This window comes from Streptomyces achromogenes subsp. achromogenes, assembly GCF_000720835.1.
Classification (GTDB): Bacteria; Actinomycetota; Actinomycetes; order Streptomycetales; family Streptomycetaceae; genus Streptomyces; species Streptomyces achromogenes.
The window spans coordinates 23,118-39,515 of sequence record NZ_JODT01000009.1 but is presented as its reverse complement, the minus strand read 5'-3'; the positions used below and the strand labels follow the sequence as shown (position 1 = coordinate 39,515).

13 protein-coding genes and 1 pseudogene are annotated in these 16,398 nt (G+C 72.0%); 6 read left to right on the top strand and 8 right to left on the bottom strand.

Annotated elements, in window-relative coordinates; genetic code table 11:
* The first annotated feature begins 142 nt into the window (after positions 1-142).
* The 4 genes from IH25_RS0110920 (at position 143) to lpdA (ending at position 6,633) form a co-directional block, all read left to right on the top strand.
* A complete protein-coding gene (locus tag IH25_RS0110920; protein ID WP_030606672.1) occupies positions 143-1,957 on the top strand; it encodes a methylmalonyl-CoA mutase family protein in 1,815 nt (604 codons plus the stop codon).
* The gene (gene scpA, locus IH25_RS0110915) at positions 1,957-4,131 is read left to right on the top strand and encodes a methylmalonyl-CoA mutase (protein ID WP_030606669.1); all 2,175 of its coding nucleotides are present in this window, start codon (positions 1,957-1,959) and stop codon (positions 4,129-4,131) included. The genes IH25_RS0110920 and scpA overlap by 1 nt, the downstream gene beginning before the upstream one ends.
* Before the next feature lie 5 nt (positions 4,132-4,136).
* A complete protein-coding gene (gene meaB, locus IH25_RS0110910; protein WP_030606666.1) occupies positions 4,137-5,141 on the top strand; it encodes a methylmalonyl Co-A mutase-associated GTPase MeaB in 1,005 nt (334 codons plus the stop codon).
* A 91-nt stretch (positions 5,142-5,232) separates the two neighbouring features.
* A complete protein-coding gene (lpdA, locus tag IH25_RS0110905) occupies positions 5,233-6,633 on the top strand; it encodes a dihydrolipoyl dehydrogenase (RefSeq protein WP_030606663.1) in 1,401 nt (466 codons plus the stop codon).
* A gap of 59 nt (positions 6,634-6,692) precedes the next feature.
* Here the strand turns inward: lpdA and IH25_RS0110900 are convergent, their stop codons facing one another.
* The gene (locus IH25_RS0110900) at positions 6,693-7,250 is read right to left on the bottom strand and encodes a DUF3291 domain-containing protein (RefSeq protein WP_051753880.1); all 558 of its coding nucleotides are present in this window, start codon (positions 7,248-7,250) and stop codon (positions 6,693-6,695) included.
* Positions 7,251-7,539: 289 nt separating this feature from the next.
* Here IH25_RS0110900 and IH25_RS0110895 point away from each other — a divergent pair, with 289 nt between their 5' ends.
* Both IH25_RS0110895 and IH25_RS0110890 read left to right on the top strand, forming a co-directional pair.
* Positions 7,540-8,376 carry an LLM class flavin-dependent oxidoreductase gene (locus IH25_RS0110895; protein WP_030606656.1) on the top strand — a complete coding sequence of 279 codons (837 nt, stop codon included), beginning with the start codon at positions 7,540-7,542 and terminating at the stop codon, positions 8,374-8,376.
* Between the two features lie 27 nt (positions 8,377-8,403).
* Positions 8,404-8,952: a nucleoside deaminase gene (locus tag IH25_RS0110890; RefSeq protein WP_245172759.1), complete on the top strand. Its 549-nt coding sequence runs from the start codon at positions 8,404-8,406 to the stop codon at positions 8,950-8,952.
* A gap of 97 nt (positions 8,953-9,049) precedes the next feature.
* Here IH25_RS0110890 and IH25_RS0110885 read toward each other — a convergent pair whose 3' ends face one another.
* From IH25_RS0110885 to epsC, 7 genes and pseudogenes are all read right to left on the bottom strand, one after another.
* Complete coding sequence (locus IH25_RS0110885; protein ID WP_030606650.1) at positions 9,050-9,502, bottom strand: cupin domain-containing protein; 453 nt, start codon at positions 9,500-9,502, stop codon at positions 9,050-9,052.
* 65 nt (positions 9,503-9,567) lie between these two features.
* Positions 9,568-10,833: an MFS transporter gene (locus IH25_RS0110880; RefSeq protein ID WP_078844208.1), complete on the bottom strand. Its 1,266-nt coding sequence runs from the start codon at positions 10,831-10,833 to the stop codon at positions 9,568-9,570.
* 9 nt (positions 10,834-10,842) lie between these two features.
* The gene (locus IH25_RS0110875) at positions 10,843-12,099 is read right to left on the bottom strand and encodes an ATP-grasp domain-containing protein (RefSeq protein WP_037654740.1); all 1,257 of its coding nucleotides are present in this window, start codon (positions 12,097-12,099) and stop codon (positions 10,843-10,845) included.
* A 79-nt stretch (positions 12,100-12,178) separates the two neighbouring features.
* On the bottom strand, positions 12,179-13,453 hold the full coding sequence (locus IH25_RS0110870) for an ATP-grasp domain-containing protein (RefSeq protein WP_051753878.1): 1,275 nt from the start codon (positions 13,451-13,453) through the stop codon (positions 12,179-12,181).
* A complete protein-coding gene (locus IH25_RS42235; RefSeq protein WP_394298426.1) occupies positions 13,450-14,748 on the bottom strand; it encodes a cysteine synthase in 1,299 nt (432 codons plus the stop codon). Before IH25_RS42235 ends, IH25_RS0110870 begins: the two co-directional genes overlap by 4 nt.
* Positions 14,749-14,805: 57 nt before the next feature.
* A pseudogene (locus tag IH25_RS42230) lies at positions 14,806-15,690 on the bottom strand (ATP-grasp domain-containing protein); the annotation flags it as partial.
* 83 nt (positions 15,691-15,773) lie between these two features.
* Positions 15,774-16,382, bottom strand: a complete 609-nt coding sequence (epsC, locus tag IH25_RS0110855; protein WP_037654738.1) for a serine O-acetyltransferase EpsC — start codon at positions 16,380-16,382, stop codon at positions 15,774-15,776.
* Positions 16,383-16,398: the final 16 nt, after the last annotated feature.

The following is a 16,398-nucleotide window of genomic DNA, read 5'->3' as shown; positions in this document are numbered from 1 at the left end:
TTCGGCCCAACACCGACACGAAGCCCCCCTCGGGGACCACCTCCCGCGACCCCCTGGATGGCACGGATCACAAGCGCAAGAAGAGAAACCTCACAGCCTGTGCCTCACCCCCGTTCGAGCGCCCTGCCCTAGCATCCGAGCCATGACGGTCCTGCCTGACGACGGGCTCTCACTGGCCGCCGAGTTCCCTGACGCGACACACGAGCAGTGGCAACGCCTGGTGGAGGGCGTACTGCGCAGGTCAGGCAGGGAATTGTCCGGCGAGGCAGCGGAAGACGCCCTGTCCACGACGCTGGAAGACGGGCTGCGCACCCGGCCCCTGTACACCGCGCGCGACGGCGCGCCCGACCCCGGCCTGCCGGGTTTCGCCCCCTTCGTGCGGGGCGGTCGCCCGCAGGGCAGCGGCCCGAGCGGCTGGGACGTGCGCCAGCGGCACACGGTACTCGGCGACGGCCCGGCGGACGCGGTGCTCGCCGACCTGGAGAACGGCGGCACCTCGCTCTGGCTGGTGCTCGGCGAGGGCGGCTTCCCGGTCCCGGAGCTGGGCCGCGCTCTGGACGGGGTGTACCTCGACCTGGCCCCCGTCGTGCTGGACGCGGGCCGGGACACCGCCCGGGCCGCCGAGGCCCTGCTGCGGCTGTACGCGGACAAGGGCGTGGACGCCGGGGCGGTGCGCGGCAACCTGGGCGGCGACCCGCTCGGGTACGAGGCCCGTACCGGCACCGCGCAGCCCTTCGCGCCGTACGCCGAACTGGCCGTGCGCTGCGCCGAGGGGTACCCGGGGCTGCGCGCGCTGACCGTGGACGCGCTGCCGTACCACGAGGCGGGCGGTTCGGCCGCGCAGGAGCTGGGCGCCTCGCTGGCCACGGGTGTGGCCTATCTGCGGGAGCTGACCGAGGCCGGGCTCGGCGTCGAACAGGCCCTGGCTCAGCTGGAGTTCCGTTACGCGGCGACCGCCGACCAGTTCCTGACCATCGCCAAGCTGCGCGCGGCGCGCCGGCTGTGGGCGCGGGTCGCCGAGGTGTGCGGGGCGCCGGCGGCGGGCGCGCAGACGCAGCACGTGGTGACGTCGTCGGTGATGATGACCCGCCGCGACCCCTGGGTGAACATGCTCCGCACCACGGTGGCGGCGCTGGCCGCCGGGGTGGGCGGCGCGGACGCGGTGACGGTGCTGCCGTTCGACCACGCGCTGGGGCTGCCCGACGCGTTCGCCCGGCGCATCGCCCGCAACACCTCCTCCATCCTGATCGAGGAGTCCCATCTGGCCCGGGTCGTCGACCCGGCGGGCGGCTCCTGGTACGTGGAACGGCTGACCGCCGACCTGGCGGAGGCCGCCTGGCGGTTCTTCCGGTCCGTCGAGCGCGACGGCGGCCAGGCGGCCGTGCTGCGCTCCGGCCGGCTGCGCACCGATCTCGCCACGACCTGGGCCGAGCGCTCCAAGCGGCTCGCCCGGCGGCGCGAGCCCATCACCGGGGTCAGCGAGTTCCCACTGCTGGCCGAGAAGCCGGTCGAGCGCCCGTCCGCGCCCGAGCCGCCCTCGGGCGGCCTGCCCCGGGTGCGCCGGGACGAGGCGTACGAGGAGCTGCGTGCCCGCTCCGACGCCCATCTGGCGAAGACCGGCGCCCGGCCCCGGATCCACCTGACCACGATCGGCTCGCCGGCCGAGTACACCGCGCGCGCGTCCTTCGCCGCCAACCTCTTCCAGGCCGGTGGCATCGAGCCGGTCACCGGGGGCGACTTCGCCGACAGCGGCGCCACCGAGGCCGTGGTGTGCTCCAGCGACGCGCTCTACGCCGAGCAGGCCGGGCAGGTGGCCGAGTCGCTGCGCGCGGCCGGGGCCCGGCATGTGTTCCTGGCGGGCCGGGGCGAGTACCCCGGCATCGACTCGTACGTCTTCGCGGGCTGTGACGCCGTGGATGTGCTGTCCGCGACCCTCGACCGCATGGGAGTGTCCTGATGGGAATCCCCGACTTCTCCGGCATCGAGCTGGGCGCCCCGGTCACGGGCGGCACCGAGGACGAGTGGCGCGCGGCGCTGCGGCGGGCCGCCGGGGACGCGGAGCCGGTGTGGGAGACCCCGGAGGGCATCGGGGTCAAGCCGCTGTACACCGGACGTGACCTGGAGGGCCTGGACTTCCTGGGCACCTACCCGGGCATCGCGCCGTACCTGCGCGGCCCGTACCCGACGATGTACGTCAACCAGCCCTGGACGATCCGGCAGTACGCGGGCTTCTCCACCGCCGAGGAGTCCAACGCGTTCTACCGGCGCAACCTGGCGGCCGGCCAGAAGGGCCTGTCGGTCGCCTTCGACCTGCCCACGCACCGGGGTTACGACAGCGACCACCCGCGGGTGACGGGTGACGTCGGCATGGCGGGCGTGGCCATCGACTCCATCTACGACATGCGGCAGCTGTTCGACGGCATCCCGCTGGACAGGATGACCGTGTCGATGACGATGAACGGCGCCGTGCTGCCGGTGCTGGCGCTGTACATCGTGGCGGCGGAGGAGCAGGGCGTACCGCCCGAGAAGCTGGCCGGAACCATTCAGAACGACATTCTGAAGGAGTTCATGGTCCGCAACACCTACATCTATCCGCCGAAGCCGTCGATGCGGATCATCTCCGACATCTTCGCGTACACCTCGCAGAAGATGCCCCGCTACAACTCCATCTCCATCTCCGGCTACCACATCCAGGAGGCGGGCGCGACGGCCGACCTGGAGCTGGCGTACACCCTCGCGGACGGTGTGGAGTACCTGCGCGCGGGGCGCGAGGCCGGTCTGGACGTGGACGCGTTCGCGCCCCGGCTGTCGTTCTTCTGGGCGATCGGCATGAACTTCTTCATGGAGGTCGCCAAGCTGCGGGCGGCCCGGTTGCTGTGGGCGAAGCTCGTGAGGCAGTTCGACCCGCAGAACCCCAAGTCCCTCTCGCTGCGCACGCATTCGCAGACCTCGGGCTGGTCGCTGACCGCGCAGGACGTCTTCAACAACGTCACCCGCACCTGTGTGGAGGCGATGGCGGCCACCCAGGGCCACACCCAGTCGCTGCACACTAACGCGCTCGACGAGGCGCTGGCGCTGCCGACCGACTTCTCGGCGCGCATCGCCCGCAACACCCAGCTGCTGATCCAGCAGGAGTCGGGCACCACCCGGGTCATCGACCCGTGGGGCGGCAGCGCGTACGTGGAGCGGCTGACGTACGACCTGGCCCGCAAGGCGTGGGCGCACATCCAGGAGGTCGAGCGGGCGGGCGGCATGGCGCAGGCCATCGACGCGGGCATCCCGAAGCTGCGCGTGGAGGAGGCGGCGGCCCGCACCCAGGCCCGGATCGACTCCGGCCGGCAGCCGGTGATCGGCGTGAACAAGTACCGGGTGGACAGCGACGAGCAGATCGAGGTGCTGAAGGTCGACAACTCGTCCGTGCGCGCCCAGCAGATCGAGAAGCTGCGGCGGCTGCGGGCGGAGCGGGACGAGACCGCCTGCCGGGACGCGCTGGACGCGCTGACCCGGGCGGCGGACGGCACGGACAACCTGCTGGAGCTGGCGGTGCGCGCGGCCCGCGCCAAGGCGACGGTCGGCGAGATCTCCGACGCCCTGGAGAAGGTGTACGGGCGGCACGCCGGGCAGATCCGTACGATCTCCGGTGTGTACCGCAACGAGGCAGGGCAGTCGGCGTCGGTGGACCGCACCCGGGCGCTGGTGGACGCGTTCGAGGAGGCCGAGGGGCGCCGGCCGCGCATCCTGGTCGCGAAGATGGGCCAGGACGGCCACGACCGCGGCCAGAAGGTGATCGCGACGGCCTTCGCCGACCTCGGTTTCGACGTGGACGTCGGCCCGCTGTTCCAGACGCCGGAGGAGGTCGCCCGGCAGGCGGTCGAGGCGGATGTGCACGTGGTCGGGGTGTCCTCGCTGGCCGCCGGGCACCTCACGCTGGTGCCGGCGCTGCGCGAGAAGCTCGCCGAGGAGGGCCGCGAGGACATCATGATCGTGGTCGGCGGGGTGATCCCGCCGCAGGACGTGCCGGCGCTCAGGGAGATGGGCGCGGCGGAGGTGTTCCTGCCCGGGACGGTGATCCCGGACGCGGCCCACGACCTGGTCGAGCGGCTGGCGGCCGACCTCGGTCACGAGCTGTAGCGGCGATGGCAGCGATCGATCTCGACACGTATGTGAAGGGTGTGCTCGACGGGAAGCGGGCCCTGGTGGCCCGCGCCATCACGCTCGTGGAGTCCACCCGGCCACAGCACCGGGAGCTGGCGCAGCGGCTGCTGACCGAGCTGCTGCCGTACAGCGGCCGGGCGCGGCGGATCGGTGTGAGCGGGGTCCCCGGTGTCGGCAAGTCGACGTTCATCGACGCGTTCGGCACGATGCTGACCTCGCTGGGGCACCGGGTGGCGGTGCTCGCCGTCGATCCGTCCTCGACCCGCACGGGCGGCTCCATCCTCGGTGACAAGACGCGGATGGAACGTCTCGCGGTCGACCCGGCGGCCTTCGTCCGGCCCTCCCCCAGCGCGGGCACGCTGGGCGGGGTCGCCAAGGCCACCCGGGAGTCGATGGTGGTGATGGAGGCGGCCGGCTACGACGTGGTCCTGGTGGAGACCGTCGGGGTGGGCCAGTCGGAGACGGCGGTCGCCGACATGGTCGACTCCTTCCTGCTGCTCACCCTGGCCCGCACGGGCGATCAGTTGCAGGGCATCAAGAAGGGTGTCCTGGAGCTGGCCGACGTGATCGCCGTGAACAAGGCGGACGGCCCGCACGAGCGGGACGCGCGGGCCGCGGCCCGGGAACTGGCGGGCGCGCTCAGGCTGATGCACGGCAAGGACGCCTTCTGGACGCCGCCGGTGCTGCACTGCAGCGCGCGCGAGGGGGCCGGTCTGGACACGGTGTGGGAGCGGCTGGAGCAGCACCGCCGGCTGCTGGAGAGCACCGGGCGGCTGGCGGACAGGCGCCTAGAGCAGCAGGTCGGCTGGGTGTGGACGATGGTCCGGGACGAGCTGCTGGGCCGGCTGCACGCCGACCCGGCGGTCCGCGCGGCCGCCCCGGACCTGGAACGGCGGGTCAGGGAGGGCGAGTTGACGGCGACCTTGGCGGCTGAGCGGATCCTGGCCGCCTTCGAGGGCCGTACGGAGCGTGCGGCCGGGAACTGACCGGGGGTGGTCCCGGGGGCGTGCCTCCGGGACCACCCGGTACCCGAAGAGGTTGCGCGGGAAGCCGCAGCCGGACGAGGATCGACTTCTTGTGAGCCAACATTTCGATGTCGTTGTTCTAGGAGCGGGCCCCGGCGGCTACACCGCGGCGGTTCGCAGCGCTCAACTCGGCCTGTCCACCGCGGTGGTGGAGGAACGTTACTGGGGAGGTGTCTGCCTCAACGTCGGCTGCATCCCCTCCAAGGCACTGCTGCGCAACGCCGAGATGGTGCAGTTCGTCACGAACGAAGCCAAGGCGTACGGGATCTCCGTGGGCGACCACGTGTCCGCGGACTACCGGGTCGCCCACGAGCGCAGCCGCAAGGTCGCCGACGGCCGGGTCAAGGGCGTTCACTATCTGATGAAGAAGAACGCCATCACCCAGTTCGAGGGGCGGGGTGTCTTCACCGACGACCACACCCTGACGGTGACCCACGCCGACGGGCACTCGGAGACGGTGACCTTCGGCCACTGCATCATCGCCGCCGGCGCCACGCCCCGGCTGCTGCCCGGCACCTCTCTGTCGGACCGGGTGGTCACCTACGAGAGCCAGATCCTCAGCGAGACGCTGCCGGACAGCATCGTCATCGCGGGCGCCGGTGCCATCGGTGTGGAGTTCGCCTATGTGCTGCGCAGCTACGGCGTGGACGTCACCATCGTGGAGTTCCTCGACCGGATGGTCCCGCTGGAGGACGAGGAGATCTCCAAGGAGCTGGCGAAGCACTACCGCAGGCTCGGCATCGAGGTGCTGACCGGCACGGCCGTGGAGAGCATCGACGATGCGGGCCCGAAGGTCCGGGTGACCGTCGACAAGAACGGCGAGCGCCGGGTCCTGGAGACCGACAAGGTGCTCCAGGCCATCGGCTTCGCGCCGAACGTACGGGGCTACGGCCTGGAGAACACCGGGGTCCGCCTCACCGAGCGCGGCGCCATCGACGTCGACGGCCGGTGCCGGACCAGCGTGCCGCACATCTTCGCGATCGGTGACGTCACCGCCAAGCTGATGCTGGCGCACGCCGCCGAGTCCATGGGCGTGGTGGCCGCGGAGACCATCGCGGACGCGGAGACCATGGAGCTGGACTACACCATGATTCCGCGGGCGACCTACTGTCAGCCCCAGGTGGCCAGCTTCGGCTGGACGGAGGCCCAGGCCCGCGAGCGGGGCTTCGACGTCCAGGTGGCCAAGTTCCCCTTCACCGCCAACGGCAAGGCGCACGGCCTGGGTCACCCCGTCGGCTTCGTGAAGATCATCAGCGATGGCACGCACGGCGAGCTGCTCGGCGCCCACCTCATCGGCCCCGAGGTCACCGAACTCCTTCCGGAGCTGACCCTGGCCCAGCAGTGGGATCTGACGGTCCACGAGGTCGCCCGCAACGTGCACGCGCACCCGACGCTCGGCGAAGCGGTCAAGGAGGCCATCCACGGCCTGGCCGGCCACATGATCAACATGTAGCCCCGTGGCACCCCGGCGGACGCCCCCGCACACCCCGGCGGGCGTCCGCCACCCGTCTGTCACCCGCCTGTCCGCTGCCCGCTCCCCGCGCCGCCCTGCGCGGCCTGCGTTCCGTCCGGGGCGAACGCGTGGCGGAACGTGAAGGCGTGGGGCGCGGAACCGTGCAGGTGGAGGTGCTCCAGCCTGGCGACCCCGTCCTGCCAGGTGGGTATCACGCCGTCGGAGACCCACCAGAACACGTGATTCGGGTGTGCTGTCCGCTCGAACCAGTCGTATCGCCTGTTCAGGGCCTTGCGGTGGAGGCCGGTGTAGACGGCGTCGCAGGCGGGGCGCAGGCCGGTCCACAGGGAGAGGGTCGCGGCCAGGGCGGTGGTCTCGGGCGTACGGCCCTTGTCGTACCAGGCCGGTACGGCGAACTCCCCCCACGCGCCCCAGTCCGCACCGAAGAGCACTCCCCGGTCGGCGTGCGCCGGTTCGGCGTGCCCGAGGTATCCGGGGTGCCGGCCGATCTCCGGGTAGACGGCCGCACCGATCTCGTAGAACTCGTGCGTGAGAGGTGTGGGGTCGGCGAGCGGTGCCTTCAGGACGCCGAATGTGTACAGGGCAAGGTGGGGCATGCGTCTCTCCCTGGTCGGGGGGTGCCGGCAAGCGCCGGAGACCAGGTGAAGGTAGCCGCCTCCGCGAACGCTGTCGAAGTTGCGTTTTTCCTGTGCAAGTGGCCTGTCGAACCGGCCCTGACGGACTGTGGTCTCGCGGTCCTGGGGTGTGTCCCGCACGGCACGTCAGCCGGAATCCGGGAAATCCTCTTCCCCGGTGAGTGAAGTGCTCCGATTTTCCGTGAATTCCGCTGCCATGAGATTGCCCGGCAACTGCCCGTAGGCGGCGCCTAGTTGCTAGTGTGAGCCCATGCGGATAGGCGTGAATGTTCCCAACTTCGGTCCGGGTGCCACCCCCGACAACCTGGCCCGCTGGGCCAAGACATCGGAGGGGCTGGGTTTCGACCTGTTGATGCTCTCCGACCATGTGGCGATCACATCGGATGTGGCGAAACAATATCCGGCGCCATTTTACGAACCTGTCACAACACTCGCCTGGCTGGCCGGGATCACGACCCGGATCCACCTGGGCACGACGGTTCTCATCGCGCCCTACCGGCACCCCCTGCTGGTCGCTCGCATGGCGGCCAACCTGCACCAACTCAGCGGCGGGCGTCTGATCCTCGGTGTCGGCGTCGGCTGGGCGCGTGAGGAGTTCGCGGCGCTGGACGTCCCGTTCGAACGGCGCGGCGCGCTGACCGACGAACTTTTGCGCACCCTGCACACCGCATGGGACGACGAGGCCGACTACGGCAGCGGAAAAATCCCGATCTGGGTCGGCGGAAACAGCGATGCCGCCATACGGCGCGCCGTTCGTTGGGGTTATCCCTGGCATCCCCTGCGGTTCACCATGTCCTGGTTCCGCGAGGCCCTGCCGCGGATCAGGGAAATCACGGCGGAACTCGATCGGCCGGCTCTGGAGTTGGCCCCGCGCATCTATCTCCAGCTGACCGAAAAACCGATCGACGACCCCGATCGTCGGGCGGGTACGGGAACCCTTGAGCAGGTTCTCGAGGACATCGAGGAACTGCGCCGGGCCGGCTCCGAAACCGTGCTGGTCGACCCGTACCTCGGTGACCCGAACGAGACCCTGCACCCCGAAGAGGCATGGCAGGCCCTGGCCACCCTGGCCGCGCACCGGCCGTAACCGCACCCCCACAGAGACGGAGTCACAGTGGCCACCAACGACCACGACCTTCCCCTGAGCGGCACCGGCCGGGCCGGCACCGTCGACGAGGCCGAACTGCCCTATCTGCGCCGCTGCATCGAGCTGGCCGCGGAGGCGGTGGACGCCGGCGACTGGCCGTTCGGATCGGTGCTCGTCGGCGCCGACGGCAAGATCCTCGCCGAGGACCGCAACCGCGAGTCCACCACGGGCGACCCGACCCGGCACCCCGAGTTCGAGCTCGTCCGCTGGGCGGTGACCCACCTGAGCCCCGAGGAGCGGGCCACGGCGACCGTGTACACCTCGGGTGAGCACTGCCCGATGTGCGCGGCCGCCCACGCCTGGGCCGGACTGGGCCGCATCGTGTACGCGAGCTCCGCCCAGCAGGCCCGGGACTGGAAGGCCGAGTGGGGCGTGCCCGTCACCTCGCCCCTGGCCCCGCTGTCCGTCCGGGACGTCGTCCCCGGGCAGGAGGTGGCGGGCCCGGTGCCGGAACTCGCCGAGGAGGTACGGGAGTTGCAGTGGCGCTTCCGGGTGCGGAACACCACGGGCGACTGACGACGGGACGCACACCGGGGCCTGGCGGCGGACACGCTGCCAGGCCCCGTTCCGTTGCGGCCGGCCGGCGGGGCGGACCCTGCCGCCCGTCGGCGGGTCAGACCATGAACTGGTCGTACTTCGCCATGTGCTCCTGCAGCTCCTCCAGGCTGGGGTTGCGCCCGTTGGCCGTCAGGCGTCCCAGGCCGCGGAAGTAGTCCTCGCGGTTGTAGATCGGGTAGAACATGATCAGCAGCGTGGCGTCCTCGTTGCCCCGGTTGGTGAAGCCGTGCGGCTCGCCCTTGGGCACGAAGGCGAACGCGCCCGGCTCACCCACCACCTTGCGGTCACCGATGGTGAACTCGATCTCGCCCTTGACCACGTAGAACATCTCGGTGGACTTCTTGTGGATGTGCGGGCTGGCACCGCGCGCCTCCGGCGCCATGTGGTGCTCGAAGAAGCCGAACTCGCCGTCGGAGTCCGCCGTGGTGAGCTTGAGGTACGTCCTCTTGGTGTCGCGGATGTCGACGAACTCGCCTTCGCCCGACGGAACGTACAGCGGAACGGACATGTCTCTCCTTAGATGGTGATCACACAGTGCCGACACGGTCGAGCGGCCGGCGGTTCAAGGGGTGGTTACGCGGCCTCGGCCGGGGTCGGGTCCGGCTGGGGCCTGCTGTCGGCCCGTGCCTGCGCCCAGCGGCCGATGGCCGGGGCGGCGAGGCCGCAGACGGCGAACAGCGCGGCCAGCACGACCCAGCCCGCGGTGCCGGTCGTGACGACCAGGCTGACCAGGACCGGTGCGGCGATCTGCTGGATGGCCACGCCGAGCCAGAACACCGACAGGTAGACGCCTTCCTGGCCGGGCGCGGCGAGCAGGTAGGAGCCGCCCCAGCCGCCGGCGGACTGGAACAGCTCGCCGCCGGTCAGCGCGACCATGGCCAGCAGCAGCACGACGACGGCGAGGACCACCGGCAGTTTCGGTGCCGTGAGGAGCAGCAGGCAGCACAGCGCGAGGGAGATGCCGGCCCGGACCAGGGCCCGGGCGGCGCCCGCGATGGTGTCGGTGTCGCGGCTGGCCCGCACCTGGAGGGCGACCGCGAGCACGGTGTTGACCGCCACCAGGGGGGAGATGAGCGCCGAGGAGACGTCGGTGTGCTTCACGATCCACAGCGGGACGCCGATGCTCAGCAGGGTCATGTGCATGGTGAGCACGGCGTTGATCCCGGTGAACGACAGGAACGAGCCGTCCCGCAGCACACTGGCCGAGAAGCGCCGGCGCAGGCTCTTCGCCGGGGCGCTGAGTACCGGCAGCCGCGCGGCCAGGCTCCCGAGCACGGCGAACGAGGCGGCGTTGACCAGCAGGATCGCGGTGTATCCGGTCCGGGTGTCGATCAGCAGGCCGACGCCGCCGAGCAGGGCGCCCACGGTGAAGCCGACGTTGCGCAGCGACCGCAGGATCGCGACGACCCTGACCCGGTCCTCGGTCGCCGTGACCTGCCCGACCAGGGCCTGTTCCATCGGTGCCGCCGCCTTGTCGACCAGGCCGAGCAGGCACACCACGGTCAGGAACTGCCACAGGTTCTGTACGAGCGGGTAGACCACGAAGCCGGCGCAGCGCCACAGGCTCACCCCGACCAGCACCTTCTTCGGCCCGATCCGGTCGGCCAGGACGCCGATCGGGATGGCCGTGGCGAGGGCGACGGCGGCGGAGAGGGTCAGGCCGAGTCCGAGGTTGCCCTCCGACAGGTGGACCGACCGGGTGATGAACGGCACGGACACGGCCAGGAAGGCTCCCGTGCCCACCGCGTCGATCATCGCCATCACGGCCAGCCGCAGACCGACCGCCCCTCCGGGCATGGAGGTGCGCCAGCCGCGGACGCGTTGCCACACAGCAGACATGCTCTTTCCTCAATCGGTAGCGATGCGGATGGCGGCGTCCGCGTCCAGGACGCGCCGGAGGGTGGTGTCCGCGTCCGGTCCGGTCGCGATGACATGCCCGGCCCGGTCCCAGGACGACGCCCAGACCCGCACCTGCTGACCGGCCTCGACGTCCACCTCCGCGACGTGCACGCCGGGCAGCCGCTGTGCCTCGTCCAGGCCGGTGATCGCGGTGACGGTGCCCGGCTCGGCGGCCAGGAACCGGATGGCCGACGTCTGCTGTGCGGACCGGGGCAGGGTGACCGGACGGCCCGCGAGCAGGTCGATCAGGGTCAGTCTGACGCGGGTGCCGTAGGCCAGGTCGATGAGGTCGATCAGGTAGTCACCGGGGCAGCGGCCGGCGCATTCGACCAGCGTGGGCCCCTCCTCGGTGAGGATCCACTCGGCGTGCAGGATGCCCGTGCCGAAGCCGGTCGCGGCGACCAGCTTCCGCAGGGCCGACCCGAACGCGCCCCGCGTGCCGGGGTCGAGCGGAGCGGGCAGCAGGTGGCCCTGTTCCACCGGGTAGGGCCCGGGGACGACGGTCTTGGCGGTGACGTTCTCGAAGACGACCTCGCCCTCGCGCACCAGCGCCTCGACGCTGTACTCGGGCCCGCGCAGGCGTTCCTCGGCGAGGAAGCGCCACGTCAGTTCCCGGTCGGGCACCTGCTCGTACTCGGCGGCGGACGAGGTCCGCTCCCACGCCTGTGCCGCGGTCGCCGCGTCGACGGAGTCCAGCAGTTGCACGCCCACGCTCGCCTGCCGGTTCGCCGGCTTGACGACCACGGGTCCGCCGTCGGCGAACTCCAGGATGTCCGCGGGCCCGTGCACCTCGCGCCAGCGCGGATTGCGGACGCCGCCGGCACCGGAGACCTCGCGCAGCCGCACCTTGTCGCGCAGCGCCTGCGCGGCCGCCTCGGTCGCTCCCGGCAGCCCCAGCTTCTCGGCCAGCGCGGCCGTCGCGGGCACCGCGTACTCCAGACCGGGGACGACGGCGGCCACCGGGCGGGTGGCCGTCAGCTCGGCGGCCAGGTCGAGGGCCTCGGCCGACTGCTGGTAGCTCGCGGGGACGATCCGGTCGAGGCAGTCGAACCGGTCCGCGGCGTCCCGCAGTTCGCGCTTGCGGATGATGTCGGGTTCCTCGATCACCACGACGGACCCACTGGGGACGTGCCCGTCGATCGCGCGCAGGTAGGCCGCGTTGTAGCCGACGAACACCACCTGTGCGTCGGCGGCCTGGGTGGTCATGGCGACCTCCTGGTGGGTGTGGGCCAGTGCATGGTCACTGCCTTTCTTCGAACGTGGGGGGACTCGTGACCGGCGGCGCTCATACGGGCGTCCCGAGCACTCCGGTGCGGCCGTCCGCCCGGACGGGCGTGCCGTCGACCACGGCTTCGAGGGTGGCGAGCACCTCCGCGGACCGTGCCCGGGCCTCCTCGGGGGTGGCGCCGGAGACGATGACGTGGCCGTGCCGGCTCTTGGAGTCGCGGACCTCCGGCACCGTGTCGCCCGTGCTCAGCCGGAGGCTCAGTTCGTCGACGTACGGCAGGCCGGCGACCGTCTCCAGGCCCCGGATCTCGCCGACGCGGCCGGGCGGGAAGGTGAAGAACCGCACGATCGCCGTCGCCGTCGCCCCGGAGACCTCGGCCGGCCGGTCCGCGAGGGCGGCGAAGATCGCCTGCTCGATGTCCAGGCCGGTGGCCAGCTCGACCAGCCGCGGGATGCGGTCACCGCCGAGGCGGGCCTGCGACTCCACGACGCGCGGCCCGCGCTCCGTCCAGATGACCTCGGTGTGGGCGGGGCCGAACCGGTAGCCGCACGCCGTCAGGAACTCCGTGGTGAGCTCCTCGATCGCCCGCCGGCGGTCCTCGGGGAGGGGCGCCGGATGGACGTGTCCCACCTCCACGAACAGCGGCGGCGGTCCCAGCAGCTTCTCGGTGATGCCGACGACCTGGTGGCGGCCGTCCCGGCTCAGCGTCTCCACGCTGTACTCGGGGCCCCGCAGGTACTCCTCCACCAGGAACGGGCCGTCGTAGTCGTACGCGTCGACGAGCGCCGTCCAGGCCGCGCGGTCCTGCGGCTCCTGCCACAGGAACACGCCCCGGCTGCCGGCGAGCGCGGCCGGTTTGACGACGGCCGGGCAGCCGATCCGCCCGACCGCGCCCGGCACCTCCCGGCGGGTGGGCGCCGCCTCGAAGGACACCGGGGACAGCCCGCGCCGGGCGAGCAGGTCGCGCATCGCGTGCTTGTCGGCGAGGAAGCGGATCGCGGCGGCCGGGTTGAGCTCGGCGTGCAGTTCCTCGGCCACCTCGTGGGCGGTGACCATCGTCTCCTCACGGCCGATGTGGTAGATCACCGTGGCCCGGTGCTCCCGGGCCGTCTCGCGCAGGGTGCGGCGCAGCAGGTCCGGGTCCCGGAAGTCGGTCTCGACGTACAGGTCGGCCCGTGCGCGGACGTCGGCGAGGTACTCCGGCGACTCCAGCCGCGGGTCCCAGACCGCGCCGACCCAGAACCCCTCGGCCTGGGCCTTGCGCACGAACTGGCGGTACGGCATCACCATCAGCAGGCGGGGCCGGCCGTCGGTGGGAGCGGGTGTCGTCACCGGACACCGCCCGCGCCCACGGCCCCGGCGGGGACGGCCGCGGCCTCGTGGCCGAGCAGACTGAGGTAGCGCTCGCCGGTGTCGGGCAGCAGGGTCACGATGCGCCGGCCCCGGTATTCCGGGCGTGCCGCGAGGACGCCGGCCGCGTGGACGACGGCCCCGGCCGAGACCCCGACCATGAGACCGGCGCGGGCGGCGAGCCGCCGGGTGGTGTCCAGGGCGTCCGCGTCGGAGACCGCGATCACCTCGTCGATGAGGTTGCGTTCCGTGGTGGGCGCGATGAAGCCGCCGTTGAAGCCGGGGATGGTGTGCGTGCCGGGCTCGCCGCCGGACAGCAGCGGTGAACCGGCTGGCTCCACCGCGACGATGCGCACCGCGGGGTGGGCCTCGCGCAGGTAGCGTCCCGCGCCGCTGAGGGTGCCGCCGGTGCCCACTCCGCAGACGAACACGTCGATCCGGCCGTCGGCGTCGGTCCAGATCTCCGGGCCGGTCGTCTCGTAGTGGGCGCGGGTGTTGTCCGGGTTGTCGTGCTGGCAGCAGAACCACGAGCCGGGGGTCTGCCGGTGCAGTTCCCCGGCCTTGTCGACGGCCGCCTGGTAGCCGTCGGTGTGCGGGGTCGTGACGACCTCGGCGCCGAGCGACCGCAGGATGGCGACCCGCTCCTGGGTGGCGTTGTCCGGCAGCACGATGACGCAGCGGTAGCCGCGTGCCGCCGCCAGCGCGGCCAGCGAGATGCCGGTGTTGCCGGAGGTCGCCTCGATCACCGTGCCGTCGCCCGGGGTGAGCAGCCCGCGCTGCTCGGCGCCGCGCAGCATCGACAGCGCGGCCCGGTCCTTGCTGCTGGACCAGGGGTTGAACAGCTCCAGTTTGGCCAGCACCTCGGCGTCGTCCGGGACCCCGTCCACGACGCGTTGGACCGGCAGCCTCAGCAGCGGCGTACCACCGATCAGCTCGGCCAGGGAGTCCGCGACGGGACGCCGCAGCACCGGTTCGGTGCGGATGCCGATCTCCTGGGCGGCGGCCTCCGCGGTGCGCGCCGCGGACTCGGCGGTGTCGGCCACCACGAGCACATGGCCGGCGCGGTCGCCGTTGCGGCGCAGCTCCCGCACGACGGACCCCGGTTTCGGCTTGACGACCACCTCTTCGACGCCGGGGAGCGCGGCGGCCCGCTCGCGGCCGACGACCGACACGACGCGACCGGGTGGCGCGGTCAGGTAGCGGATGGCGGCGCCGCCGACCGGCCGCTCGGGCAGGATCCGGGCGGGCAGGGGCTGTCCCAGGTACTGCCGGGCCACCAGCTCCAGGGACTTGATGCCGAGGGCGCGGTCGACCAGGTAGGTGATCTTGCCGCCGGCGGGCCGGGGGTTGATCTCGATGAGCTGGGGTCCGGACGGGGTCACCTTGATCTCGACGTGTGCCATGCCCAGGTCGAAGCCGACCGCGCGCAGCGCTTGGACGGCCAGGTCACCGCAGGCGCGCACCACCGGCTCGGGCAGGCTGGAGGGGAAGGTGTGGGCCAGTTCGACGAAGTAGCCCTGGCCCACGACCGACTTGTCGGTGACGCCGAAGACCTCGTAGCGATCGCCGTCGGCCAGCACCTCGACGCTGACCTCGGGGCCGCTCAGGTACTCCTCGACCATCAGCTCGTGGTAGCGCGCCTGGCCGCGGGTGTTCTCCTTGCGGGACTGGATCAGCGCGACGTGTTCGGCGGCCTGCTCCGCGGTCTCCACCAGCCGCACGTCGGCGCTGCTGGTCTCGTCGGCCGGCTTGACCACGCAGGGCAGGCCGAGCTCCGTCGCGGCCGCCGCCGCCTCGGCGGGGCCGGTCACGGTGCGGAACGCCGGTATCGGGACGCCGAGTTCGGCGCAGCGGCGGCGCATCAGCGCCTTGTTGCGCGCGGTCGCGACGCCGTCGACGCTGACCGTGGGCAGCCCGAGGTGGACCGCCACTTGGGCGGCCACGACCACGTCGTACTCGGCGAGGGTGAGGAAGGCGTCGAAGGGGTGCTTGGCCCCGGCCTCCTGCACGTGCGGCAGGAGTTCCTCGTAGAGGTTCGTCTCGCAGTGGACGATCTCGTCGACGTACTGCTCGAAGTAGGCCGGTCCGCCCGGCACCGCCAGGTAGCGGTCCAGGTCGCGGGTGAAGAAGGTGACGCGGCAGTCGAGTTCCTTGATGATCTGCAGGCCCTCGAAGCCGGATCCGGAGAGATTGCTCTCCACGACACCGACGTGAATCATGTGTGCCTCCGATGGCTGCCGACGCGTGGTCGGGGGGGCGGGGAACGGCGGGCGACGTGCGGGGCGGGGGACGGGGCCGGACGTCACCAGCACCCGGAGGTGGCCAGGGCGCGCAACAGCGCGTCCGCCTCCTCGCGGTCCGCGGCCGTCAGGCGCGGCGCTATCTCGCCGACGGGGGCCAGCACACGGGCGCCCGGGGGCACGTCGCCCAGGACGAGCGAGCCCGCGCCGATCAGCGCGTCGTCGCCGACGGTGACCGGGCCCAGCACGATCGCGTTGGTGCCGAGCACCACCCGGTCGCCCACGACCGGGTGCCGGCGCGCACCGGCCGCCCGGCGCCCGTCCCGCCACCAGCCGACCGAACCCAGTGTGACCTGGTGGAAGATCGTGACGTCGTCGCCGACCTCGGCCGTCTCCCCGATGACCACCGCGGCCCCGTGGTCGATGAACACGCGCCGGCCCAGCCGCGCGCCCGGGTGGATCTCGATGCCGCCGGTCACCGCGCGGGCCGCGTAGGCCAGGAGGCGGGCGAGGTGACGGTGCCCGCGGACGTGGAGGGCGTGCGCCAGCCGGTGGGTCCACAGCGCCGGCAGGGCCGGGTGCAGCAGCGCCTCCGCGCGGGTGCGGACCGACGGGTCCCGCGCGACGATCACGGAGAGGTCCTCCCTCGCCCTGACGATCAGCCTACGCATGCGATGCTCCGTAATG

Bases quoted from the DNA above. Each gene is read 5' to 3' on its own strand.
- IH25_RS0110920 (WP_030606672.1), top strand. From the start codon at position 143: ATGACGGTCCTGCCTGACGACGGGCTCTCACTGGCCGCCGAGTTCCCT.
- scpA (WP_030606669.1), top strand. From the start codon at position 1,957: ATGGGAATCCCCGACTTCTCCGGCATCGAGCTGGGCGCCCCGGTCACG.
- meaB (WP_030606666.1), top strand. From the start codon at position 4,137: ATGGCAGCGATCGATCTCGACACGTATGTGAAGGGTGTGCTCGACGGG.
- IH25_RS0110900 (WP_051753880.1), bottom strand. From the start codon at position 7,250: ATGCCCCACCTTGCCCTGTACACATTCGGCGTCCTGAAGGCACCGCTC.
- IH25_RS0110895 (WP_030606656.1), top strand. From the start codon at position 7,540: ATGCGGATAGGCGTGAATGTTCCCAACTTCGGTCCGGGTGCCACCCCC.
- IH25_RS0110885 (WP_030606650.1), bottom strand. From the start codon at position 9,502: ATGTCCGTTCCGCTGTACGTTCCGTCGGGCGAAGGCGAGTTCGTCGAC.
- IH25_RS0110880 (WP_078844208.1), bottom strand. From the start codon at position 10,833: ATGTCTGCTGTGTGGCAACGCGTCCGCGGCTGGCGCACCTCCATGCCC.
- IH25_RS0110875 (WP_037654740.1), bottom strand. From the start codon at position 12,099: ATGACCACCCAGGCCGCCGACGCACAGGTGGTGTTCGTCGGCTACAAC.
- epsC (WP_037654738.1), bottom strand. From the start codon at position 16,382: ATGCGTAGGCTGATCGTCAGGGCGAGGGAGGACCTCTCCGTGATCGTC.